Source organism: Dactylosporangium sp. NPDC000244 (assembly GCF_040300725.1).
In the GTDB taxonomy this organism is placed as follows: domain Bacteria; phylum Actinomycetota; class Actinomycetes; order Mycobacteriales; family Micromonosporaceae; genus Dactylosporangium.
Genome location: NZ_JBEPEH010000019.1, coordinates 147,694 through 170,373, shown reverse-complemented (window position 1 = coordinate 170,373; position 22,680 = coordinate 147,694). Strand labels below are relative to the sequence as shown.

Sequence of the window (22,680 nt, the reverse complement as noted above, 5' to 3'; positions counted from 1 at the left end):
GCGTTCACGACGCCACCCCCGACAGAACCAGCGAGTGGTGCACCGCCAGGAAGCCGGCGACCGCGGCCGGCCAGGAGAACTGCTCCGCCCGGGCGCGTGCCTCGGCGCGGCGGGCGGCGGCGGGTCGTTCGAGCACCTGCAGTACACCGGAAGCAAAGTCGTGCGCGACGGCGACGCCGGCGTCGCCGATCACCTCGGGCAGCGCGGACGCCGCGTCGACCACCGCGGGCGTGCCGCACGCGAGCGCCTCCAGGGCCGCGAGCCCGAACGTCTCGATGGGGCCGGGCGCGATGACGACGTCGGCGGTCGCGAGGAGGGACGCGACCGTGGTGCGCTCGGTCACGAACTCCATGAAGTGCACCTCGTGCCCGCGGGCCTGCTCCTGCAGGCGGGCGCGCAGTGGGCCGTCACCGGCGACCACCAGTACCGCGTCGACCCCCCGCTTCCGCAGCGCCACCAGGGCGTCGACGGAGCGCTCGGGGCGCTTCTCGGAGGAGAGCCGGCCGCAGTGCACGAGCAGGACCTGGTGCGGCTCGGCGTAGCGGGCGCGCAGCGAGTCGTCGTAGCGGGACGGGTTGAACAGGTCGAGGTCGACGCCGAGGGGCACCTGGGCGAGGTTCTCGGCGCCGATGCGCCGGAACTCGCCGGCCGCCCAGCCCGTCGTGCACACGATGCGGTCGTACGAGCGGAAGCTGCGCGCGTTGAGCAGGTCCGCCCAGGGATTGCCGAGCGGGCCGGCAAACGTCAGCAGCCCGGCGAGGCTCTCGTGCGACACCATCACGGCGGGAATGCCGCGCTCGCGGGCCCAGCGGCCGGTCCAGCGCAGCGTGAAGCGGTCGGAGACCTCGAGCCGGTCGGGCGCCAGGTCCTCGAGCAGCTTCGCGAGCTTGCGGCGGTTGATCAGGACGCGGTACCCGCCGGTACCGGGCACCACGGGCCCGGGGATCGTGATCACGCGGCCCTGCGAGGTCATCACGTCGGAGCGCTCGGCGCCGGGCACGATGAGGATGGGCTCGTGGCCGGCCGCCAGATACCCCTCGCCGAGGGCCTGCAGCGCCGTGCGCAGCCCACCGGAGCGCGGCATGACGAAGTTCGCCAGCCGCACGATCTTCGAGCTCATGCCGGGATCGGCACCGAGCGTGCGGCGATACCACCGGAGTGCACGTCGGCGTAGTGCCTGATGAGCTCGTCGCCGACCGCGGCCCACGTGCGCGACGCCACCGCCACACGCGCGGCCACGCCCATGGCGAGGCGCCGCTCGTGGTCCTGGACGAGCTCGGTCACCGCCGAGACGAGCGAGGGCGCGTCGCCGGGCGGCACGAGCAGGCCGGTGCGGCCGTCGTCGACGAGGTCCAGCGGGCCGCCCTGGGCCGGCGCGACCACGGGCACGCCGCTGGCGAGGGCCTCCTGGATGGTCTGGCCGAAGGTCTCGAACGGCCCGGTGTGCACGAACAGGTCGAGGCTGGCGAAGATCCGGGCCAGCTGGTCGCCGCGGCGCTCGCCGAGGAACACCGCGTCCGGCATGGCCCGCTCGAGGGTCGCGCGGGCCGGGCCGTCGCCGACCACGACCACGCGGACGCCGGGGATGCGGCTGACCGGCGCGAGGAGGTCGACGCGCTTCTCGACGGCGAGCCGGCCGACGTAGCCGACGATCACCTGCCCCTCGGCGGCGACCGCGCGGCGCAGGGCCGCGGAGCGGTGCCCGGGGTCGAAACGGGCCGCGTCGACGCCGCGGCGCCAGAGCCAGACGCGCTCGATGCCGTGGCCGTGCAGGGCCGTGGCGGCGGCGGTCGACGGCGCGAGGGTCCGGTCGGCGGAGTTGTGGATGTGCCGCAGCCAGCGCCAGGCGGCCGACTCGCCGAGGTTCGAGCGGTAGTACAGGCGGGCGTAGGCGGGCACGTCCGTCTGGTACACGGCCACCGTGGGCAGGCCCAGCGAGGCGGCGACCGTCATGCCGCGGGCGCCGAGCACGAACGGGCTGGCCAGGTGCACGAGGTCGGTGCGATGCGCCCTCAGCGCGGCGGCCAGGCGGCGGCTGGGCAGCCCCAGGCGGAAGCTCCCATAGCCCGGCGTGGCCACGGAGGGCACGCGGATGATCTGGTACGGGAAGGAGCCGGTGACCGAGCGCGCCGCGGACGACGGCTGAGGAGCGATCACGAGCGGCTCGTGGCCACGCGCTACGAGGTGCTCGGCCACCCGGACGACGGAGTGGGCGACGCCGTTCACATCGGGCGGGAACGATTCGGTGACGATCGCGATCCGCATGCCATGACCATGAGGGCGGCGTCCATGCATGCGGCCACGATTTGTTGGCCAGACGGCGAACGGGTCCCTAAATGTCGTACCGCGCGCCAGGCCGCACGATATCGATCGGGCCAGAGAAGGCGCTCGATGCCGCTTCGTGCGTGAGCGCCTCGCTCCCCCAGGCCGGGACCAGGTGGGTGAGCAGCAACCGGCCGACGCCCGCCTTGGTGGCGTGCTCGGCCGCCTCCCGGCCCGTCAGGTGCAGGTCGGGCGGGTTGTCCACGCCGTCGAGGTAGCTCGCCTCGCACAGGAACACGTCGGCGCCCTGGGCCAGGCGGATCAGGGCCTCGCAGGGGGCGGTGTCGGCCGAGTACGCGAGCACCTTGCCGTCGTGCTCGAGGCGCACGCCGTAGGTCTCGATGGGGTGGTTGACCCGGTCCACGGTCACCCCGAACGGCCCGATCGGGAAGCTGCCCGGCTGCAGGGCGTAGAAGGTGTACACGTCGCCGATGGACATCGGCTCGTGCTCGCCGCCGTAGGCCGCCGTGATCCGCTCGGGGGCGTTCACGGGCGCGTAGACGGGCAGGGGCGGGAACGGTCCGGCCGGAGCGTAGCGGCGGGCCACGATGTAGGAGCAGGCGTCGAGCATGTGGTCACAGTGCAGGTGCGACAGCAGGATCGCGTCGACGGCGTAGAGGCTGCCGTAGCGCTGCAGCGCCGACATCGAGCCCGGGCCGAAGTCGATCAGCAGGCGGAAGCCGTCCGCCTCGACCAGGTAGGCGGAGCAGGGCGCCTCAGGCCCCGGGAAGCTGCCGGCGCAGCCGAGAACCGTGAGCCTCATGATGCTGCCCTCAACCCGCCGTCTCCCGTCTTCGAACGAACTGTGGATCGCATGTGGATAGGAACGGTAAGGGTGAGGATAGATCCAATCCACGAACCCGCGGCTGTAGGGCACGGCTTGGCCCGCTCACGCTGCGCAGCCTACGCCGGACTGGCTGCCCAGGCCGAAAGATCGGGGGGCGGATGTCGCCAACGTGACAGGGGTCGCGTCACGCTCAACTACCTCGGTCGTTGCACGCAGTGAGGCGGCAACAGAGGAGGCACCGTGTCGGTTGACGTGTCCCGTGTGAAGCGACTGCGCCGGCACCTGCCGGACGCGTTCCGCCTGCCCACGGAGGCCGACCCGCGCCCGGACAACCGCCAGATCGCCGCGGTGTGCGCCTGGGCGGCCGCGCTCGGGCTCGGGGGCATGGCGGTGGCGCTGCGGGCCTTCGTGGGGCTCATCGGGCAGTACCGCGTCTGGTACGGCCCCGTCGTCATCACCATCGGCCTGCTGGGCCTGGCGTGCACGATCGCGGCGTTCGCGAGCGTGCACCGGCGCAGGCTCCCCTACGCGCTGCTCGGCGCCGCGTCGGTGAGCCTGCTGCTCGGCTGGATCGTGACGGGCCTGTAGCTCAGGCCCAGAGCTGCCCTTCGAGGGCGTTTTCGGCCTCCGCGAGCGTGCCCCCGTAGGCGCCGGTCGACAGGTACTTGAACCCGCCGTCGGCCACGAGGAACACGACATCGGCCCGCTTGCCGGCCTTGAGCGCCTGGTGCGCGACGGCGAGCGCGGCGTGCAGCACGGCACCGGTGGAGAAGCCCACGAACATGCCCTCGACCTCGACCAGCTGCCGGGTGCGCAGCACGGAGTCCTGGGTGCCGACGGAGAAGCGGCGGGTCAGCACCTTCGCGTCGTACAACTCCGGCACATAGCCCTCGTCGAGGTTGCGCAGGCCGTAGACGAGCTCCCCGTAGCGGGGCTCGGCCGCGATGATCTCGATGTCCTCGACCTTCTCGCGCAGGTAGCGCCCGACCCCCATGAGCGTGCCGGTGGTGCCCAGCCCCGCCACGAAGTGGGTGATGGTCGGCAGGTCGCGCAGGATCTCCGGGCCGGTCGACTCGTAGTGGGCGCGCGCGTTGGCCTCGTTGCCGTACTGGTACAGCATCACCCAGTCCGGGTGCTCGGCCGCGATCTCCTTCGCCACGGCGACGGCGCGGTTGGAGCCGCCCGCCGCCGGCGAGGTGATGATCTCCGCACCGTACATCCGCAGCAGGGAGGTGCGCTCGGCGGAGACGTTCTCGGGCATCACGCACACGAGCCGGTAGCCGCGCAGCTTCGCCACCATCGCCAGCGCGATGCCGGTGTTGCCACTGGTCGGCTCGATGATCGTGTCACCCGGGCGGAGGCGGCCGGACTCCTCGGCCGCCTTCACCATCCACAGCGCCACGCGGTCCTTGACGCTTCCCGTCGGGTTGCGATCCTCGAGCTTGGCCCAGAGCCGCACGTCGGCGCTCGGCGAGAGCCGAGGCAGTCCGACGAGCGGCGTGTTGCCACACGCGTCGAGCAGGGACTCGTAGCGCGTCACGCGATCAGCCCCGCAGGGCGTGGGCGGCGGCGAACGCGAACGCGCCACCCGCGACCGCGGGCAGGATCGTCACGGAGTCGCCGTCGTTGAGCTTCGCGTCGAGCGCGCCGAGGAACCGGACGTCCTCGTCGTTGATGTAGACGTTGACGAACCGGTGCAGGCCGCCCTCGCCCGTGATCAGCCGGTCCTTGATCCCGGCGTGCCGGGAGTCGAGGTCGTTGAGCAGGTCGGCGATGGTGTCCCCGGAGCCCTCGACGGTCTTGGCGCCGCCGGTGTAGCTGCGCAGGATGGTGGGGATGCGAACTTCGATGGCCATGGTGTTCTCCTCTGAAGACGACGGGACGAAACGGGTCAGAACGGGCGGCAGGTCAGTTGCCGGTCCGACACTCGTAGTCGACGGTCGCCGGGCTCTGCCCGAAGAGGTACTTCTGGACGGCGTTCGGATCCACGACTGCATTAACTACCTGAACCGGCTCCTCGGTGACGGCCCCGTCCACGATGCGGAACGAGCGGACCTCGGTCAGCTCCGGGTCGCGGGTGGAGACGAGCAGGTAGTGCGCGCCGGGCTCACCGGCGAAGGAGACGTCCGTGCGGGACGGATAGGCCTCGGTGGCCGTGTGCGAGTGGTAGACCACGACCGGCTCCTCGTCGGCGTCGTCCATCTCCCGCCACAGCTTCAGCTGTTCCTTGGAGTCGAACTCGTAGAACGTCATGGACCGGGCCGCGTTCTCCATCGGCACGTGTCGCTCCGGCCGGTCCGAGCCGGCCGGACCCGCGACGATCCCGCACGCCTCGTCAGGGTGGTCCCGGCGGGCGTGCGCGACGATCGCGTCGAGGATCGCGGCGTCGATGGTCAGCACGGGAGACAGCCTACCGAAACCCGGGCGACACTCGCCCGTGACGGGCATCTCAGCCCATGAGCGCGCCGACGAGCGATTCCTGCAGATAGGTCAGGTATTGGTACACCGAGAGCTGCGCGACCCGGGCCGACGTGGGGTCCTTGAGGATCGCCTCGTCGAGCTCGGACTCGATGTCCACGTCGTCGTCGGCGATGCCCAGGCGCAGGCCCAGGGTGAGCCGGACGTCGGTGAGCGCCCGCAGCCAGGCCTCGGCCTGCTCCTCGTCGAGGGCCACCTCGCCGCCCTCGACCGGCAGCGCGTCCAGCAGGAGCGCGGCCTGCTCCAGCTTGGCCGAGCGCAGGTCGTCCTCGGTGTATCGGCGCAGCTCCGCGGAGAGGGCGGGGTCGTCGCGGTACACATCGGGGAACAGGCGCCCGATGACCGGATCGGTGCGGTCGAAGCCCTCGGAGAGCAGGGTGATGACCTCGAGCATGACCTCGTTGAGCACCGCGGCCTCGCCCGGGCCGAACCGGGCGACGCACACCGTGCCGGCGCGCACGAACATGGTCACGACTGCTCCACCGTCGCCCAGAGCCCGTGGGCCTGCAGCCGGGAGGCGTCGTACTCCATCTTCTCGCGCGCCCCGCTGACGACGATCGCCTTCCCCTTCTGATGCACGTCGAGCATGAGGCGTTCGGCCTTCTCCTTGCTGTACCCGAACAGCTTCTGCAGGACCCAGGTCACGTAACTCATGAGGTTGACGGGATCGTTCCAGACGACAGTCACCCACGGACGGTCGGTCTGGGGCACCTCATCAACCTCGACGTGGGTCTCTTCGATCGGTAGGACCTGCGGCGCCGCCATACCAACATGGTGCCATCAAGCGAGCAGCACGCCATGGTCGACCGCGTCCCCCGCAATGATCGACAGCGCCTGGCGCAGCTCGGCGTAGCGCTCACTGAGCTCGTGGCCGAGTTCGACCTCGATCTCGCGCAGCGCGTGCTGGAGCCAGCGGCGGCAGTCCTTCTTGTCCGGCAGCTTCGGCGGGCCGCCCGGCGCGTGCCGGGGCTGCCACATCGCAAACGACCCGGCGTTCAGTCCGATGCCCAGCGGCGAGAGCACCTGCGCCGGGTCCGGATCCGCGCCGCCGGCCAGGCCGGTCGCGCAGAGGCCGTCCAGCGCGCCCGCGCCGGTGAGCGAGGCGACGCCGGAGGTGGTGGTGACCAGCAGCGCCCGGTCGCGCTCACGGCCGTCGTCGCGGGCGCCGTCCACGGCCCGGCGGGCGGCGGTGGCGATCCGGGTCAGGACGACCTCGTCCGGTGGGGTGTCCAGCAGCGCGCCGAAGACCGCGTCGATCACCTCGCGGGTGTCGGTGCGCAGCTGGCGCGAGCTGCGCACGGAGAGCGCGTGCAGCTGCCGGTCGAGGACCCTGGGCAGCTCAGGGCAGCCCTTGCCGGATCCGAGCTCCTGGACACAGCGCACGTGGATGGTGGCCAGGTCGATCGAGACCCGCTCGACGGCGGCCAGGCGGCGGGCGCGGATCTCCCGCTCCAGGTGCTCCTGCCACGCGTCGCCGGTGGCCGAGACCGTCGTGGCGGTGACCTTCTTGGGCACGCCGGTGTCGGCCCGCTCGTCGCTCCAGGCCTCGAGCTGGTGGCGCAGCTCGGCGACGCCGAAGATCGACGCCGGCTCGAGCGAGACCGGGAACCACGGGGCGGTGGCGAGCCGGGGGCCGCGCGCGGCGAGCAGGGCCCGGTTGGCGGCGAGCATCTCGGGCCACTCGTCGTGCTGGTCGATGTGGGTGAGGACGAACGCGACGCGCTCCAGCCGGTCGGCGGCGGCGGCGAGCAGGTCGAGCTCGGCGCGGCCGAGCGGGGCCGCGGCGCCGACCACGAAGACCAGGCCGAGCCCGTCGGCGGCGGCGTCGAGGGAGATCTCGCAGGTGGCCGGGTCCAGGTCCCCGCGGCCGGGCGTGTCGATCAACGCGAGCCGCTTGAGCAGGGGCGACGGGTGGGTGATCTCGATCCGCCGGGCCGGGCGCGCCGGCCCCTTGATCGTGCTGCGGTCCGGGAACGGGCGCGCCTCGCGGTGCCCGGGCACGAAGGCCCACGCCTCCGGGCGCTCGCCGTGGCGGAAGACCACCCAGGCGTCGCCGGTCTCGATCGGCTCCGCGGTACGCCGGATCAGCGCGTTGACCAGCGCCGTCTTGCCGGACCGCGCGGTGCCGGCGACGACCGCGCAGGACCGCCGGGACGACTGCGACGGGGTGCTCGGTTGCCGATGGTTCCGGCTGCCTCGGATGTTTCCGGCCGGCATGACGGACACCGATCTCCCGCTCGTCGGGACGCCGAAGGCCGGCGCTGACACGACGGTAAGATCGATCAGCGGCGCCTGCATGACCCCGAAGCCCATGTGCGACCTCCTTGTGCACGCCCGGGAAGGCCCGCCCTGACACGCGAACGAACGGCGCTTGGTGGGCGGGGCATCGGAACGCTACGTGAACGGACACTTACAGCAGCAGGGTTCGTGCTACTCACTGGAGCCGAACGGGGTACTCAAGTTCGTGCTTCCACAGGTACGCGCAGTAATCAACGTATCGATATGCTGCGACGGTGCCTCCCTGGAGCTTTGTCGGCAGAAACGCAGAACTCATTCGTGTCGCTGAGGCGGCCACCGGTTCGACCGGTCGCGGCCTGATTCTCGGCGGCCCGCCCGGCATCGGCAAGAGTCGATTGCTGCGCGAGGGCGTGAACGCACTTGACCAGGACAGAATCGCCGTCTGGACGGCCACCGCCAACGCGGCGACGGCCGGTCTCCCGCTCGGCGGGCTGGCCCAGGTGCTCCCGCCCGACCAGCCCGCGGGCGGCTCGCCCGCGGGTCTGCTGCGCTGGGCGGTCGACGCGCTGCACCGCCAGGCCGCAGGCCGCCCGATCGTCGTCGCGATCGACGACGCGCACCTGCTCGACCCCCTCTCCGCCGCGCTCGTGTACTACGTCGCCCGCTCCGAGAACGCCACCGTGATCGGCACAGTGCGCACGGGCGAGTCGGTGCACGACCCGATCAGCGCGCTGTGGAAGGACGATCTCGTCGAGCGGATCGAGCTCGGCCCGCTCACCCTGCAGGAGACCTCCGACCTGCTGCAGCAGGTGCTCGGCGGCCCGGTCGACTCCGCCTCGGTGGACCGGCTGCAGCAGCTCTCCCAGGGCAATGCCCTGCTGCTGCGGGAGCTCGTGATCGCCGCGCACGCGGCCGGCGAGATCATCGAGAGCTACGGCATGCAGCGCTGGACCGGCAAGGTCGACCTGGCCCCGACGCTCACCGAGGTCGTCGACGCCCGCATCGGCAAGCTGACCCCGCAGGAGCGGGCGGTGCTGGAGCTGGTCGCGTTCGGCGAGCCCATCGGCCTGCCGCTGCTGGTCGAGGCGACCGACCTGGCCACCGTGGAGACCGCCGAGGAGCGGCAGCTGGTCCGGGTGGTCGTGGAGGATCGGCGCACGACGGTCCGGCTCGCCCATCCGCTGTACGGCGAGGTCGTCCGCCGCCGCTGCCCGGTGACCCGGTTCCGGCGCCTGCTCGCCGATCTCGCCACGCTGGTCGAGAACTCCGGCGCCCGCCGCCGCGACGACCTGCTGCGCGTGGCCGTCTGGCGGCTCGACTCCGACACCGCGCGGGACCCGGTGCTGCTGCTCAACGCGTGCCGGCTGGCGTTCGCGACGTACGACATGGCGCTCGCGATGCGCCTGGGCAAGGCGGCCGTGGCCGCGGGCGGCGGCTTCGACGCCGCGGAGACCCTGGCCACGATCCTGATGTTCGCGAACTGCCCGGACGAGGGCGCCCAGATCCTCGACCAGAACGAGAACCAGATCACCGGCGAGGCCCAGCGCAGCCGGTGGCTGGCGATCCGGAACATCACCTCCCAGTGGGGCCAGGGCGACTCCTCCACCGCCGATGAGATGGACCGCCAGGCCCACAAGCTCACCGACCTGCGTGAACGCTCCCTCGCGCTGTCGGTCGAGTCGACGATGCGGCTGCACCGGGGCGACTACGGCCAGGCGCTCACCCTGGCCCGCACCGTGCTCGACGGCCCCGCCTCCGCGCCCGGGCCGCGCGCGCTCGCCCGCAGCAACATGGGCCACCTGCAGGCCATGCGCGGCACCCCGGTGCAGACCGTCAAGGCCATGGCGCTGCTCGACGCGGACGCCGCCCAGTGGCGGGCCGAGGTGCCGTACATCCAGCTCGGCATCGAGCTCGCCCGCGGCACGGCGATGATCCTCGCCGCGGACCTGGCGGCCGTCGACGCGATCGTGGCCACCGAGTTCGCGGGCATGGCCGACGCCGGCAACTTCCTGCTCGGCTCCGGCTACCTGCAGATCGTCCGCTCCCAGGCGGCCCGCCTGCGCGGCCACCTCCAGGAGGCCGGGCGCGCCGCGAGCCAGGCCAGCGCCATGCTCGCCACCGGCCGGATCTTCGTGGCCCTCGCCCACGCCGAGCGCGCGCACGTGGCCGCCCTGCAGGGCGACGCGTCCGGGGCGGCCGCGGCGTTCGCGCTGGCCGAGGAGGCGCACTACCGCTCGATGGAGGTCCTGTACCCGTGGCTCGAGGAGGCCCGCGCCTGGGTCGCCGTGGCCGCGGGCGACGTGAGCACGGCCGCCGAGGTGCTGCGGCTGCTCGCCGCGCGCAACCGCAGCGACGGGTTCGCCGCGCACGAGATGTTCGCGCTGTACGACCTGGGCCGCCTCGGCTTCGCGCAGGAGGTCAACGAGCGCATCGGTGCCCTGGCGCAGACGGTGGAGGGCCGCCTCGCGCCCGCCATGGCCTGGCACGTGCGCGCGATGGCCGAGGAGGACGGCGGCGCGCTGCTCGCGGTGGCGGAGGAGCTCGCGGAGATGGAGCTGTACCTCTTCGCCGCCGAGGCCGCCGCGGGGGCCGTCACGCTGCTGCGCGGCATCCGCTCACCGCAGACGCCCCGCGCCGCGCAACGCCTCGCCGAGCTGCGCGTCGAGTGCCCGCAGGCGGTGACGCCGGCCCTGGTCGTGCCGCAACCGATGCTGACGGGGCGGGAGCGCCAGATCGCGCGCCTGGCCGCGGCCGGCGTGCCGTCGAAGGAGATCGCGGATCAGCTTTACCTTTCCTCTCGTACCGTCGACAACCACCTCATGCGCGTGTACGCGAAGCTCGGCGTGACCGGGCGGGCGGAGCTGGCGGCGGCGCTGCGCTCGCTGCCGCCGGAGGACTAGCGGCTCCCTTTCGCACCGGAGCGCCCGGCAGATGACTCGGGCGCTCCCGGTTGCCAAGTCAAGGAGTGATCGCCGTCCTATCACCCTTGGAATATGTTGTTCACGTGACGAGTAGCGCGTTCCTGACCGACCACTACGAGCTGACGATGCTGTCCGCCGCGCTGCGGGACGGCACCGCCGACCGGCGCTGCGTGTTCGAGGTGTTCGCGCGCCGGCTGCCGACCGGGCGCCGGTACGGCGTGGTCGCGGGCACCGGCCGCCTCCTCGACCTGATCGCCGACTTCCGCTTCGGGGACGAGGAGATCGAGTTCCTCGAGAGCCGGGGCATCGTGGACGAGACGACGGCCGGCTGGCTGTCGAAGTACCGATTCAGCGGAGACGTCGACGGCTACGCCGAGGGCGAACTGTTCTTCCCCGGCTCCCCCATCCTGACCGTGAGCGGCACGTTCGCCGAGTGCGTGGTGCTGGAGACGCTGATCCTGTCGGTGCTCAACCACGACAGCGCGATCGCGGCCGCCGCGGCGCGGATGGTCACCGCCGCGCGCGGGCGGGCCGTGATCGAGATGGGCTCGCGGCGCACGCAGGAGGAGGCGGCGGTCGCGGCGGCCCGGGCGGCGTACCTGGCGGGCTTCGCGTTCACGTCCAACCTCGAGGCGGGGCGGCGCTACGGCATCCCGACGACGGGCACGGCCGCGCACGCGTTCACGCTGCTGCACGACTCCGAGCAGGCCGCGTTCGCCTCCCAGGTCGCGGCGCTGGGCAAGCAGACGACGCTGCTCGTGGACACGTACGACATCGCGCAGGGCATCCGCAACGCGATCGCCGTCGCCGGCCCCGAGCTGCGCGCCGTGCGCATCGACTCCGGCGACCTGTCCGTGCTCGCGTCCGAGTCGCGGGCCCTGCTCGACTCGCTGGGCGCCACGGACACGCAGATCGTCGTGTCGGGCGATCTGGACGAGTACGCGATCGCGGCCCTGGCCGCCGAGCCCGTCGACGTGTACGGCGCGGGCACCGCCGTCGTCGTCGGCTCGGGCGCGCCGACCGCCGGGCTCGTCTACAAGCTCGTCGAGGTCGAGGGGCGCCCGGTCGTCAAGCGCTCGGAGAACAAGGGCACGGTCGGCGGGCGCAAGACGGCGGTACGGCGGCACAAACCGACGGGAACGGCGACCGAGGAGGTCGTCGTCTCGCTCGGCGAGCCGGAGCAGCTGCCGCACGACCGCCTGCTCCAGCGGCCCCTGCTGCGCGCCGGCGAGCCGGTCGCGGACCTGCCGACCCTGGCCGCCTCGCGCGAGCACCTGCGCCAGTGCCTCATCTCGATCCCGTGGGAGGGGCTCAAGCTCTCGGCCGGCGACCCCGCGGTCCCGGTCATCATGTCCGGCGGAATCTCAGGAGGCACCGCATGACGCGGGCGTTGATCGTGGTGGACGTGCAGAACGACTTCTGCGAGGGCGGCTCCCTCGCCGTGACCGGCGGCGCCGGGGTGGCCGCGGAGATCTCGGCGGCGATTGCCAACGGCCCGTGGGACCACGTGGTGGCCACCCAGGACCACCACATCAACCCCGGCGCGCATTTCGCCGAACACCCGGACTTCGTGAGCACCTGGCCGGTGCACTGCGTGGTCGGCACCGGCGGCGTCGACTTCCACCCCTCCCTCGACACCGCCAAGATCGAGGCGGTCTTCGAGAAGGGCTCGTACGCGGCCGCGTACTCGGGCTTCGAGGGCTCGGCGGCCGGCCACGGCCTGGCCGACTGGCTGCGCGAGCGCGACGTGACCGACGTCGACGTGGTAGGCATCGCCACCGACCACTGCGTCCGCGCGACGGCTCTCGATGCGGTGCGTGAGGGTTTTGTTACGACCGTGCTCCTGAACCTCACGGCCGGGGTAGCACCCACGACCACGGAGTCTGCCCTGGTAGAGCTGCGTGCGGCCGGAGTGACCCTGGTCGGTGAACCGGTCGTGGCCGGGAGCTGACCGACCGGCGGATGGCACATGGCTGGACTTGCCGTGTAACAACCGACGTGTACCGTCATCCGGGCAAGCGGATCCCGCAGCACCGATGTGAGGACTTCTCACGTCACTACGTAAGGAGCCCCTACACGGAGCGTGGCGAAAACGGCTGGACTTCGCTACGCTTGCGGGACCTCGAAGGGTCGTCCATGGTGGACGGCTCAGCACCAGGAGGGTCACGTGAAGTTGTCGATCGAGACTCGTCCCTCAGATCAGCGAGAGTCAGTGCTGACCCTGAGTGGCGAAATCGACTATGAGACCGCTCAGGAGCTCCGCACAGCGGTGAGCTCAGTGCTCGACGGAAGCATCGACCTCCTTGTCATCGATCTCGCGGGGGTCACCTTCCTCGACTCCACCGGCATCGGCACCCTCGTCGTTGCCAAGCGCATCTGTCACAGCATGGGCGTCAAGCTCGATATTCGCCGACCGAACCCGTTCATCGCGCGCCTGTTCGCGGTGGTGGGCGTGAGCGACATCCTCGGCGTACCGATCCCGCCCGGCACCGTGTCCGGCCGCCTGCCCGCCCCGCGTGGCGGGGTAACCCAGCCGGCCTGACCGTTACGGAACGCAGTCTCTCCCCGGCCTAGGCCGACCCCTCTAAACGACGCATGCGGAGCGCCGTGCCCACTCACCCCGGGCGCGGCGCTCTCGTCGATTTGGGGTCACGCTCAGCAACAGCCCGTGTCGGCGCTTCTACGTAGGGTGACTTCGGGGCCCTGATTCACCCTCTCGGGTGATCACGGTCGATTTTTCATAAAACTGTCATGCGGCGGGCGGGGCTTCCGATGGCAGATACGGTGAGCTACCGCGATGTCCGCCGTGGTGCGGACCGTTACTCCCGTGGCCTCACCGCCCGCGGGTGGTGGCGCCTCCTGCTGGCGCCGGGTCCTCGTTCACGCAACTCGCCCCTTCTCGGCCGCACCGCAAGGGCCCTGTCGCCCCCACGCAGCCGGCTGCTCCCAGCCGCACCGCGAAGGCCCGACCGCCCGCACCCCAAAGGCCCCTTCGCCCCCACGCAACCGCCACCCTCCCGGCCGCACCGTGAAGGCCCATCACCCAGCCGGCCACTCCCAGCCGCACCGTGAAGGCCCATCACCCAGCCGGCCACTCCCAGCCGCACCGTGAAGGCCCCACCGCCCGGACACAACCGCACCCTCCCAGCCACACGCAAAGGCCCTCGTTCGGTCAACTCGGCACCGCTCAGCCTCGACTCGCCGCTCCACCGCACCGCCAGACGCTTCTTCACCGCAACCGAGCCACTCCGCTGGCTGCACGGCGCCATCAGATCCGCCTGCACGCCACGCGCACGACTCACCGCCAGCCCGCCCGACACGAACCCCCACGCCGGACTCGGAGCAAACTGCGCGCCCCGCTCATCCGGACTGCACGCCACGCGCAACGCGAGCCGTGCGTGCCACGCGCAACGCGGCCCACGCGCAACGCGGCCCACGCGCAACGCGGACTGCACGCCACGCGCAACGCGAGCCGTGCGTGCCACGCGCAACGCGGCCCGCACGCAACGCGGCCCGCGCACAACGCGAGCCGCGCGTGCCGCGTGCCTCGAACCGCACGCCGCACGACACGCGCGACAAGAACGACGCGACGCGTGCGGCACGGATCGCGCAATCGAACCGCGCGCCATGCGCGCCACGCGCCCGACCCGCCGCCGACGCGCCCGCCGAGACACGCGGGGCGTGGCGCGCAATCAAACTGCACGCCACGCGCACGACTCACCGCGAGCACTCCCCACGGGACGCGCTGAGCGTGGGCGCGCAATCGAACCGCACGCCACGCGCAACACGCTGAACCGCGCGTGTCGCCCGTCGCGGGCAGGGAGGCCGACCATCTCGGGCGCCGGCGGAGCGGCGGATACGCTGCGCGATGTGAGAGACATCGAGATCCGCGGCGACATGATCCGCCTGGGTCAGTTCCTGAAGCTCGCCGACATCATGGAGTCCGGCGGCGAAAGCAAGGAGCTGATCCTCGACGGCGAGGTCAGCGTCAACGGCGAAGTGGACACCCGCCGCGGCCGGCAGCTGCACAAGGGCGACGTCGTACGCGTCCTCGGCGAAACCCTCCGCGTCGCCTGACCCCAACCCGCCGCACCTGCCGTCGGGGCCGCCTCACCGCGCCTGGCTGACCGCCCCACGCCCGCGCCTGCGCCCCACCGCCCCGCGCCTCCGCCGCCCGTGCCCGCCGTGCGCACCTGAGCCCCGTGCGCACCCGGGCCCGTGCGCACCCGCACGCTCGGCCAGCCCGCCGGGCGGCACCGCGGGCTCCGCGGGCTCGCGCCGCCTGACGCCCCATCCGCCCGTCCGCCCCGCGCCCCGATCGCGCCCCACGCCCCACGCCCCGAACCTGCCCGCGCCCCGCGCGCCCCGAAATGCGCCCCGCGCGCCCCGAATGCGCCCCGCGCGCCCTGAATGCTCCGCGCGCCCAGCCGCCCAGCGCCCGGATGCCCCGCGGAGTGCTCCACGCATCCGCGCGCCCCGGCTCGGGAGGCGAGTGCGGGTGCATAGCTGGCCGGTGACAAGCTCGCCGGAACCTCGTCATCGAGATCAGCGCCGCGATGCCCGCGACCGTGGCCACCGACCCGGCCACCGTCGGCTGCCGCGGCGCGCACCGCCCAAGCCACGCGTGCGGCGGCCGTCGGCGTGGAGGGCAAAGTCGCTGATCATCGGGGTACTCAGGAACTTCACAGCGCCGTTTGGGCCGGTCCTCAGGTCGGCCCCGCATAGTTACTCATGTGACCGGCGCCGGAAAAACCGGAAGCCTCCCTGGATGGTCCACCGGCGCACGGTCACGCCAAAACGTTGCTCACGACGTCACCGAGCTGGGGTGGTCAGCAGGGGTGACGGTGATGCGGTCGAGGTCGGGGCACCACCTGCCGGGGGTGTTCCCGGCCTCGACTGTGTTGCGGCCCTGGTCGAACCGGACGGTCATGAAGATCGTCGCCACCTTGTTCGCGCCGCCGCTCGCGGGGAACGTCAGCTGCGTCCAGCGGCGGCCCAGGCCGAGATAGCAGCGGCGGGACGAGTCGGACGCGTACGCGATCGTGAGCCGGTACTCGCCCTTCGCCGGCACCGTCACCGCCGGGAACACCAGCGCCCGGCCGTCGCCGATGCCGGTGACGACCCGGCCGCCCGAGGCGCCCGGCACGGAGCGGACCGTCATCTGGCCCGAGCGGACGCCCGCCTCCGCCTCGAAGACCAGGGCCGGGGGCCGCGACGGCGACGGTGACCGCTTGACCGACGGCGACGTGCGCGAGCGGGACGGCGACGCGGACACCGAAGGGGACGCGGACGGCGGCGCCGCGGACGGTGAGGGCGGCGGCTCCAGCGACAGGACCGGAATCACCGGATCCTCGGCTTGCGAGGGCAGGTCGCGCGGGGCGCGGTCCGGGAGCGCGACGACGAGGGCCAGCCCGGCGACCACGGCCACGATCAGTACCGCGATGAGCACCAACGGTGCCGGTCGATGCGAAACACGCCGCCGGCCCAGGTAGTCGGCGGGAGCGTCGATCATGTCCGAGAAGGTACCGCCACCAGGCCGAAATCCCTACGGCGTGAGCACAAGCTTTCCGCGCACGCCTCCGGCGCTCAGGAGCCGATGCGCATCCGCCGCCTCGGCCAGGGGCAGCTCCCGGTGCAGGGCGACCCGCAGCCGCCCGCGGTCGGCGAGTTCGGCCAGCCAGCGGAGGTCCGCGGCGGAGGGGCTGGGGACCACGTACCGGCCGCCCGCCGCGGCGATCGCGGGATTCACCGTGGACACGGCGCGGGCGGGATCGCGGACCTCCCTCAGTACCGCTGCCGTGGTCTCGCCTCCGGAGAAGTCGACCGCGACATCCGCCGGGGACCCGTCGACCGGCTCGGCGCCGAGCTCCTTCAGGAAGTCGCCGTCTCCGGTGCCCATGACCCGCTCGGCCCCCAGCGCCCGCGCGATCTGCACCGCGAAGTGCCCGACCCCGCCGGCCGCGTCGTGCACGAGCACCACGTCGCCTTCCCCGGTCCCGGCGGCGCGGAGGGCCTGCAGGGCCGTGACGGCCGCCCTCGGTACCGCTGCGGCTTCCACAAACGTGAGACCGGCCGGCTTGTGGGCGGCGAGCAGCGACGGGACCGCGACCCGCTCGGCGTAGGCGCCGTCGGCCCACGCGTAGACCTCGTCGCCGACCACGAAGTCGGTGACCTCGGGGCCCCGGGCGACGACGACGCCGGCGATCTCGTGGCCCGGCACGCCGCCGGCTTCGGGGCCCGGCACGCCGTCGGCCCCGGGGTCCGGCACGTCGGCGGCCTCGGGGAGATCGTCGTCGACGCCCGCGGCGCGGATCGCCAGCAGGACCTGGTCGGGAGCCGGGCGCGGGTCGGGCAGGTCCCGCAGGGCCAGCCTGTGGTCTGCGGTCAGCGTGATCGCCTTCACGCCTCCATGTCTAGCGGCTCCGGGACCCGCGCGCAGGCGGATATGGCCAGGTCGAGGGAGGTGAGATGGGCAAGTCCCGCCCGGGTGAGGCGCGGCGCCACCCCGGCCGCGAGCCATCCGGGGCCGGCGGCGGCGAAGACGGTACCGGCGAAATCCGCGGCGACCGCGAACAGTCCGGCGGCGTCGGCCGTCTCCGCGGTCTGGGCCCAGATGACCGCGGTGCTCGGGGCGGTCCGCCCCGTCGCGGCGTGCAGGGCGGGCCACGGCAGCCCGGCTCCCAGCGAGAACGTGCCGACTCGGCGTTCGAACAGCGCGGCCGCGAGCGCCTTGAGGGGCAGCTCGTGCTGCTCGCCCGGTGCGCAGGCGAGCAGCACGTGGTTGCTGCGGATGTCGGCGTGCCGCGGAACGCTGGCCAGGTCGAGGCCGCGGGCGATGCCCTCGGTGAGGGCGTGCTCGACGGCGATGTCGGCCGGGCCGGCTCCCGCGGCCATCCGCCGCAGGGCCGGAACGCAGGCCCCGGTCCAGGTCGCGGCGACGCCGTGCCGTGCCGTCAGCGTGACGACGATGCCGGCGACGGCGCCGCTGTCCAGGTCCCGGGCCGCGTCCAACAGGTCCAAGAGCCGCATACCCAGTCATTCGGCCGGATAGCGGCGCTTGGATGCAGTACCACGACGATCAGGCGCTCTGGCGCCGCACGAGGGTCGTGGGCAGGACCGGCGGCTCGTCCCACGGCTCGTTCGACATCTGCGCGAGCAGCTGCCGGGCGGCGGCCGCCCCGATCTCCTCGACCGGCTGCTTGATCGTGGTCAGCGGCGGCTGGGTGAACGCGGCCAGGGGCAGGTCGTCGAAGCCGACCAGGGCCACGTCCTCCGGCACCCGCCGGCCCGACTGCCGCAGCGCGTGCAGCGCCCCGACCGCCATCAGGTCCGACGCGCAGAAGACCGCGTCGAGGTTGGGCCGGTGATCGAGCAGGCGGGTCATCGCGTGCACCCCGGCGGGGCGCGTGAAGTCGCCGTACGCGATCGGGCCCGGGTCCAGCCCCGCCCGTTCGAGCCCCTCGCGGAACCCGGCGAGGCGGTCCACCCCGGCCGAGACGTCCGGCGGCCCGGCGATCGTGACGATGCGCCGGCGGCCGGTGCGGGCCAGGTACTCCACCGCCTGCCGGGCGCCGCCGCGGTTGTCCGCGTCGACGTACGACAGGGCACTGCCCTGCAGCGGGCGGCCGATCAGGGTGACCGGCACCCCGAGGGCGGGGAGCGTGACGACGAGGGGGTGGCTGCTGCGGCAGTAGATCAGCAGTACGCCGTCGATGTGCCCGCTGCTGAGGTAGCGCTGCAGCGAGGCGGGGCGCTCGCCCGCGGCGAGGAGCATGGGCATGTCGCGCTCGGCGAACGCGGCACTGGCCCCGGCCAGCACACGGGAGTAGAACGGGTCGGCGAAGAGGCGTGCGTTCGGCTCGCACACCACGGCGGCGACGGAACGGGGGCGGCGGTCGACAGCGCGGGCGGCACGCTGGCGGACATAGCCGAGGCGGTCAACGGCGTCGCGGACCTGCTGGCGGGCGGCCGGCGAGACGCGGGCGGAGCCGTTGAGCACGCGTGAGGCGGTGGCGGAAGACACTCCGGCAAGGGCGGCTACATGGGCAAGGGTGGGGTGTTCGGAGCTGTCACGCATGGGGTCGTGCGTGGGATCGAGCGCTTCTGGAGCGGCGGTAATCGACATCGCGACCTCCTTAGATAGCAAGTCGTCGATTTTGGGAGCGCTTCCATATCGGAGCGTCGTACACCGTTTCTGCGGTGTCAACACGAGATTGCCGCAAGGTTTCGCTACCGGGGTTCTGACTGTAAATTTCAGCGCCGGAGCGTGAGCCGGGTCTCGACTCGCACCCGCCGGGTTCTCTAGCCTGCTGGTGCGAAGGAGGCAATCATGCGTGACTGGATCGCCGTGATCGTCGCGGTGCTGGGCGTCCTCTTGGTCCTCGCCGGCGCCGTCCTGATCGTCCTGCAGGCCCTCGGCGAGCGCCGCCCGGTGGCGGCCGTGCCGGACAATGCCGACACCGCCGTGATAGAGGCGCCGGCCGCGCCCATCACCAGCCGACTCTTCGGTGCGGTGAAAAGCCCGACTCCCGCCGATCGGCTGATCTTCTGGGGGATCATCTTGTTGGTACTGGCCGCGATCGCGGCGGGCGCCATCAGCTTCGACTTCGGGGCCAAGGGCGGTAGCTGAACCCCAGCGATTCCGCGTCGGGCGGGAGGACTATCCTGCCTGCGGGGTGACGTGTTGATCGCTCGACACCTCGCGGAGCTGGCTTGCCAGCTGGTTCAACAGCCTCAGGAGGCCTTTCGTGACCACCGTCGCACCTAAGCCGATCGTCACCAGGCCATGGCCGGTGCACAAGCCGGTCAAGGGCTCGGCGTTCGCTCGGCTGCTGCGCACCACGGACGCGAAGCAGATCGGCCTGATGTACCTCATCACGTCGTTCGTGTTCTTCATGATCGGCGGCTTCATGGCGCTGCTGATGCGCGCCGAGCTCGCCCGCCCGGGTCTGCAGTTCCTCTCGCCTGAGCAGTACAACCAGCTGTTCACCATGCACGGCACGATCATGCTGCTGTTCTTCGCGACGCCGATCGTCTTCGCGTTCGCGAACTACATCACGCCGCTGCAGATCGGCGCCCCCGACGTCTCCTTCCCCCGGCTCAACGCGTTCGCCTACTGGCTCTACGCGTTCGGTGGCTCGATCACGCTGATCGGGTTCATCACGCCGGGCGGCGCGGCGGACTTCGGCTGGTTCGCCTACGCGCCACTGAACAGCATCATCAACTCCCCCGGCGTCGGCGCCGACCTGTGGATCGTCGGCCTGGTGCTCTCCGGCCTCGGCACGATCCTCGGCGCGGTCAACATGATCACCACGGTGCTGACCCTGCGCGCGCCCGGCATGACGATGTTCCGGATGCCGATGTTCACCTGGAACATCCTGGTGACGAGCGTCCTGGTGATCATGGTCTTCCCGATCCTGGCCGCCGCACTGCTGGCCCTGGAGGCCGACCGCCGCCTGGGCGCGCACGTCTACGACGCCGAGACCGGCGGCGCGATGCTCTGGCAGCACCTCTTCTGGTTCTTCGGCCACCCCGAGGTCTACATCGTGGCGCTGCCGTTCTTCGGCATCATCACCGAGGTCATCCCGGTCTTCAGCCGCAAGCCGGTCTTCGGCTACAAGGGCCTCGTCGGCGCGACGATCGCGATCGGCGCCCTGTCGATGAGCGTGTGGGCGCACCACATGTTCGCCACGGGCCAGGTCCTGATGCCGTTCTTCTCGTTCCTGAGCTTCGTCATCGCCGTGCCGACCGGCATGAAGTTCTTCAACTGGATCGGCACCATGTGGCGAGGCCAGATCACCTTCGAGACGCCGATGCTCTTCGCGATCGGCTTCCTGGTGACCTTCCTCTTCGGTGGCCTGTCGGGCGTGCTGCTGGCCAGCCCGCCGATCGACTTCCACGTGTCGGACACCTACTTCGTGGTCGCCCACTTCCACTACGTGCTCTTCGGCACGATCGTCTTCGCGGTGTACTCCGGCATCTACTTCTGGTTCCCGAAGATGACCGGCCGCATGCTGGACGACCGCCTGGGCAAGATCCACTTCTGGCTGACCACGATCGGCTTCCACACCACGTTCCTGGTCCAGCACTGGCTCGGCACGCAGGGCATGCCCCGCCGCTACGCCGACTACCTGGCCTCGGACGGCTTCACGACGCTGAACACGATCTCCACGATCGGCTCGTTCATCACCGGCCTGTCGACGCTGCCGTTCATCTGGAACGTGTGGAAGTCGTACAAGACCGGCCGCGTCGTCGAGGTCAACGACCCGTGGGGCCACGGCATGTCCCTGGAGTGGGCGACGTCCTGCCCGCCGCCGCTGCGCAACTTCGACAGCATGCCGCGCATCCGCTCGGAGCGGCCGGCGTTCGACGCCCGCTTCCCGGCCCACGCGCCCGGCCACTCCCTGGAGGCCCCGCCGCCCGGCGGCGCCCGGCCCCTCAGCCACGAGGCCGACGGCGGCGCCAGCTACCAGGACTCCTGACCCGTCTGCGCCTTCCGCGACGCCCTCGGCACCCGCCGGGGGCGTCGCGGCGTTTACGGTCGGCAGCGGCGCGCTGAGGGCGGTTTCAAGAGCATCCAGAAGCAGAGAGCTACCGCGATGTCCGCCGGGGTACGGACCGTTACTCCCGTGGCCTCACCCTCCGCGGCGGGTAGCGCTTCCTACTGGCGTCGGCTTCCCGGATCTCATCCCCGCCCGTCACGCCTCCTACTGGCCTCGGGTTCCGTTCCCGGACGGATGTTGTGCAGATCTCGTGACGGCCCCCGCCAATCCGTCATGCCCGCCCCTACGCTGCGGGCATGACGAAAATCCGCGTCTGGCTGATCATCTTCATCGTCGGCCTGGTCGCCAGCGGCGTGACCGCGTTCCCCCTGGAGCACGAGGTCCGCTGGCTGCACAATCTGCTGGACGGCTCCCCCGCCCCGCAGGCCCTGGTGGACTGGATCGCCCGGGTCGACCGCGGCATCACGGAGACCAACGACCGCTACCCCTTCATCATGTACGGCACTGACTGGCTGGCCTTCGCCCACCTCGTCATCGCCGTCGCCTTCTGGGGCCCCTTCCGCGACCCGGTGCGCAACATCTGGATCATCGACTGGGGCATGATCGCCTGCGTCGGCGTCGTGCCGCTGGCCCTGTTCGCCGGCCCCGTGCGCGGCATCCCGATCTGGTGGTCGGTCATCGACATCTCGTTCGGCGTCTTCGGCATCATCCCCCTGCTCGTGGTGCGCCGTTTGATCAAGCGCCTGGGCAGCGCGGAGGCCGCTAACCAAGATGCTCTCGAAAAACCGTTGCGGGTGATCCATGGGGCTGGCTAGGTTGGGCGTACACGGGAAAGGAGGTGGTCCAAAGTTGTGTAGCAATGGGACTCGTGAGGTGACTGTCCGCTAGTCGCCGTCCTCTGGACTCGCACTTCGTGTGTCCGCCCGGATGGCGGCAGGCGAATACGAGACAGCCACCCAGCCCCCGAGGCTTTCCGGTGTAGTCCGACCGGCCCACGCGCAGAGCGCGGGAACCTCGGGGGCTGTTCCATATCCAGGCCCAGCCTCGGCCCACTGGTCGCCGCTTCTCTCCTCCACCTCTTCCCCCACCCCCCGCTCCTCCACCGCCACGCTCGTCCACCCCGCGCGGACCTCTCCGTCTCCGCCGCCCTCGCTCCCCACCCCGCGCAGGCGTCTCCGCCTCCGGCCACCCTGGCTCCCCACCCCGCGCAGGCGTCTCCGCCTCCGGCCACCCTGGCTCCCCACCCCGCGCGGGCGTCTCCGCCCCCGGCCCCCCTGGCTCCCCACCCCGCGCAGGCGTCTCCGCCTCCGGCCACCCTGGCTCTCCACCTCTCGCGGGTGTCTCCCCCTCGCTTCCCAGCCGCCGCATTCGCCCACCTCGCGCGACCTGCCCGCTCTCCCGCCTCCCGGGACCAGCCACTGCAAGCGGCGAG

General features: G+C 71.9%; 22 protein-coding genes. 9 read left to right on the top strand and 13 right to left on the bottom strand.

Features of this window, described 5'->3' with window-relative positions; translation table 11 throughout:
• Window positions 1–4 precede the first annotated feature (4 nt).
• From ABT369_RS27015 to ABT369_RS27005, 3 genes are all read right to left on the bottom strand, one after another.
• Window positions 5–1,120, bottom strand: coding sequence for a glycosyltransferase (locus ABT369_RS27015; protein ID WP_350615987.1), 1,116 nt, complete (start codon window positions 1,118–1,120; stop codon window positions 5–7).
• A complete protein-coding gene (locus ABT369_RS27010) occupies window positions 1,117–2,265 on the bottom strand; it encodes a glycosyltransferase family 4 protein (protein WP_350615986.1) in 1,149 nt (382 codons plus the stop codon). The genes ABT369_RS27015 and ABT369_RS27010 overlap by 4 nt, the downstream gene beginning before the upstream one ends.
• A gap of 67 nt (window positions 2,266–2,332) precedes the next feature.
• Window positions 2,333–3,085 (bottom strand): MBL fold metallo-hydrolase, encoded by a 753-nt coding sequence (locus ABT369_RS27005; protein ID WP_350615985.1) that lies wholly within the window; start codon window positions 3,083–3,085, stop codon window positions 2,333–2,335.
• A gap of 264 nt (window positions 3,086–3,349) precedes the next feature.
• Between ABT369_RS27005 and ABT369_RS27000 the strand changes: the two genes are divergently transcribed.
• Window positions 3,350–3,697, top strand: coding sequence for a hypothetical protein (locus ABT369_RS27000; protein ID WP_350615984.1), 348 nt, complete (start codon window positions 3,350–3,352; stop codon window positions 3,695–3,697).
• Between the two features lies 1 nt (window position 3,698).
• Here the strand turns inward: ABT369_RS27000 and ABT369_RS26995 are convergent, their stop codons facing one another.
• Genes ABT369_RS26995 through ABT369_RS26970 form a run of 6 tightly spaced genes read right to left on the bottom strand, consistent with a single transcriptional unit; the run spans window position 3,699 to window position 7,900 of the window.
• Window positions 3,699–4,649: a PLP-dependent cysteine synthase family protein gene (locus ABT369_RS26995; protein WP_350615982.1), complete on the bottom strand. Its 951-nt coding sequence runs from the start codon at window positions 4,647–4,649 to the stop codon at window positions 3,699–3,701.
• A 4-nt stretch (window positions 4,650–4,653) separates the two neighbouring features.
• Window positions 4,654–4,965 carry a MoaD family protein gene (locus ABT369_RS26990; protein ID WP_350615981.1) on the bottom strand — a complete coding sequence of 104 codons (312 nt, stop codon included), beginning with the start codon at window positions 4,963–4,965 and terminating at the stop codon, window positions 4,654–4,656.
• Between the two features lie 52 nt (window positions 4,966–5,017).
• Window positions 5,018–5,509, bottom strand: a complete 492-nt coding sequence (locus ABT369_RS26985; protein WP_350615979.1) for a M67 family metallopeptidase — start codon at window positions 5,507–5,509, stop codon at window positions 5,018–5,020.
• Between the two features lie 49 nt (window positions 5,510–5,558).
• Window positions 5,559–6,080: a DUF2017 domain-containing protein gene (locus ABT369_RS26980; RefSeq protein ID WP_350616066.1), complete on the bottom strand. Its 522-nt coding sequence runs from the start codon at window positions 6,078–6,080 to the stop codon at window positions 5,559–5,561.
• Complete coding sequence (clpS, locus tag ABT369_RS26975) at window positions 6,056–6,352, bottom strand: ATP-dependent Clp protease adapter ClpS (RefSeq protein ID WP_350615977.1); 297 nt, start codon at window positions 6,350–6,352, stop codon at window positions 6,056–6,058. The genes ABT369_RS26980 and clpS overlap by 25 nt, the downstream gene beginning before the upstream one ends.
• A gap of 15 nt (window positions 6,353–6,367) precedes the next feature.
• The gene (locus tag ABT369_RS26970; protein WP_350615976.1) at window positions 6,368–7,900 is read right to left on the bottom strand and encodes a hypothetical protein; all 1,533 of its coding nucleotides are present in this window, start codon (window positions 7,898–7,900) and stop codon (window positions 6,368–6,370) included.
• 200 nt (window positions 7,901–8,100) lie between these two features.
• Here ABT369_RS26970 and ABT369_RS26965 point away from each other — a divergent pair, with 200 nt between their 5' ends.
• From ABT369_RS26965 to ABT369_RS26945, 5 genes are all read left to right on the top strand, one after another.
• Window positions 8,101–10,725, top strand: a complete 2,625-nt coding sequence (locus tag ABT369_RS26965; protein ID WP_350615974.1) for a LuxR C-terminal-related transcriptional regulator — start codon at window positions 8,101–8,103, stop codon at window positions 10,723–10,725.
• 104 nt (window positions 10,726–10,829) lie between these two features.
• A complete protein-coding gene (locus ABT369_RS26960; protein ID WP_350615973.1) occupies window positions 10,830–12,128 on the top strand; it encodes a nicotinate phosphoribosyltransferase in 1,299 nt (432 codons plus the stop codon).
• Entirely contained in the window at window positions 12,125–12,697 is a 573-nt protein-coding gene (locus ABT369_RS26955; protein ID WP_350615972.1) for a nicotinamidase, read from the top strand. Before ABT369_RS26960 ends, ABT369_RS26955 begins: the two co-directional genes overlap by 4 nt.
• Before the next feature lie 132 nt (window positions 12,698–12,829).
• On the top strand, window positions 12,830–13,288 hold the full coding sequence (locus tag ABT369_RS26950) for an STAS domain-containing protein (protein ID WP_350615970.1): 459 nt from the start codon (window positions 12,830–12,832) through the stop codon (window positions 13,286–13,288).
• 1,328 nt (window positions 13,289–14,616) lie between these two features.
• A complete protein-coding gene (locus ABT369_RS26945) occupies window positions 14,617–14,823 on the top strand; it encodes an RNA-binding S4 domain-containing protein (protein WP_350615968.1) in 207 nt (68 codons plus the stop codon).
• Between the two features lie 727 nt (window positions 14,824–15,550).
• Here ABT369_RS26945 and ABT369_RS26940 read toward each other — a convergent pair.
• The 4 genes from ABT369_RS26940 to ABT369_RS26925 are packed head-to-tail and all read right to left on the bottom strand — an operon-like array spanning window position 15,551 to window position 18,823.
• On the bottom strand, window positions 15,551–16,258 hold the full coding sequence (locus ABT369_RS26940; RefSeq protein ID WP_350615967.1) for a carbohydrate-binding protein: 708 nt from the start codon (window positions 16,256–16,258) through the stop codon (window positions 15,551–15,553).
• Between the two features lie 33 nt (window positions 16,259–16,291).
• Window positions 16,292–17,149: an NADP-dependent oxidoreductase gene (locus tag ABT369_RS26935; protein ID WP_350615965.1), complete on the bottom strand. Its 858-nt coding sequence runs from the start codon at window positions 17,147–17,149 to the stop codon at window positions 16,292–16,294.
• Window positions 17,146–17,775: a transcriptional regulator gene (locus tag ABT369_RS26930; protein WP_350615963.1), complete on the bottom strand. Its 630-nt coding sequence runs from the start codon at window positions 17,773–17,775 to the stop codon at window positions 17,146–17,148. The genes ABT369_RS26935 and ABT369_RS26930 overlap by 4 nt, the downstream gene beginning before the upstream one ends.
• 49 nt (window positions 17,776–17,824) lie before the next feature.
• On the bottom strand, window positions 17,825–18,823 hold the full coding sequence (locus ABT369_RS26925) for a LacI family DNA-binding transcriptional regulator (protein WP_350616064.1): 999 nt from the start codon (window positions 18,821–18,823) through the stop codon (window positions 17,825–17,827).
• A 252-nt stretch (window positions 18,824–19,075) separates the two neighbouring features.
• On the opposite strand from ABT369_RS26925, the gene ABT369_RS26920 reads away from it, so the two are divergent.
• From ABT369_RS26920 to ABT369_RS26910, 3 genes are all read left to right on the top strand, one after another.
• Window positions 19,076–19,375: a hypothetical protein gene (locus ABT369_RS26920; protein WP_350615962.1), complete on the top strand. Its 300-nt coding sequence runs from the start codon at window positions 19,076–19,078 to the stop codon at window positions 19,373–19,375.
• Between the two features lie 118 nt (window positions 19,376–19,493).
• Complete coding sequence (gene ctaD / locus ABT369_RS26915) at window positions 19,494–21,227, top strand: aa3-type cytochrome oxidase subunit I (RefSeq protein WP_350615960.1); 1,734 nt, start codon at window positions 19,494–19,496, stop codon at window positions 21,225–21,227.
• A gap of 317 nt (window positions 21,228–21,544) precedes the next feature.
• A complete protein-coding gene (locus ABT369_RS26910; protein ID WP_350615958.1) occupies window positions 21,545–22,063 on the top strand; it encodes a hypothetical protein in 519 nt (172 codons plus the stop codon).
• Window positions 22,064–22,680: the final 617 nt, after the last annotated feature.

What these genes read in the sequence shown, in the direction of transcription:
- ABT369_RS27010 (WP_350615986.1), bottom strand. Translation starts at nt 2,265, where the DNA reads ATGCGGATCGCGATCGTCACCGAATCGTTCCCGCCCGATGTGAACGGC.
- ABT369_RS26970 (WP_350615976.1), bottom strand. Translation starts at nt 7,900, where the DNA reads ATGGGCTTCGGGGTCATGCAGGCGCCGCTGATCGATCTTACCGTCGTG.
- ABT369_RS26990 (WP_350615981.1), bottom strand. Translation starts at nt 4,965, where the DNA reads ATGGCCATCGAAGTTCGCATCCCCACCATCCTGCGCAGCTACACCGGC.
- clpS (WP_350615977.1), bottom strand. Translation starts at nt 6,352, where the DNA reads ATGGCGGCGCCGCAGGTCCTACCGATCGAAGAGACCCACGTCGAGGTT.
- ABT369_RS27015 (WP_350615987.1), bottom strand. Translation starts at nt 1,120, where the DNA reads ATGAGCTCGAAGATCGTGCGGCTGGCGAACTTCGTCATGCCGCGCTCC.
- ABT369_RS26930 (WP_350615963.1), bottom strand. Translation starts at nt 17,775, where the DNA reads ATGCGGCTCTTGGACCTGTTGGACGCGGCCCGGGACCTGGACAGCGGC.
- ABT369_RS26955 (WP_350615972.1), top strand. Translation starts at nt 12,125, where the DNA reads ATGACGCGGGCGTTGATCGTGGTGGACGTGCAGAACGACTTCTGCGAG.
- ABT369_RS26925 (WP_350616064.1), bottom strand. Translation starts at nt 18,823, where the DNA reads ATGCGTGACAGCTCCGAACACCCCACCCTTGCCCATGTAGCCGCCCTT.
- ABT369_RS26940 (WP_350615967.1), bottom strand. Translation starts at nt 16,258, where the DNA reads ATGATCGACGCTCCCGCCGACTACCTGGGCCGGCGGCGTGTTTCGCAT.
- ABT369_RS26910 (WP_350615958.1), top strand. Translation starts at nt 21,545, where the DNA reads ATGACGAAAATCCGCGTCTGGCTGATCATCTTCATCGTCGGCCTGGTC.
- ABT369_RS26920 (WP_350615962.1), top strand. Translation starts at nt 19,076, where the DNA reads ATGCGTGACTGGATCGCCGTGATCGTCGCGGTGCTGGGCGTCCTCTTG.
- ABT369_RS27005 (WP_350615985.1), bottom strand. Translation starts at nt 3,085, where the DNA reads ATGAGGCTCACGGTTCTCGGCTGCGCCGGCAGCTTCCCGGGGCCTGAG.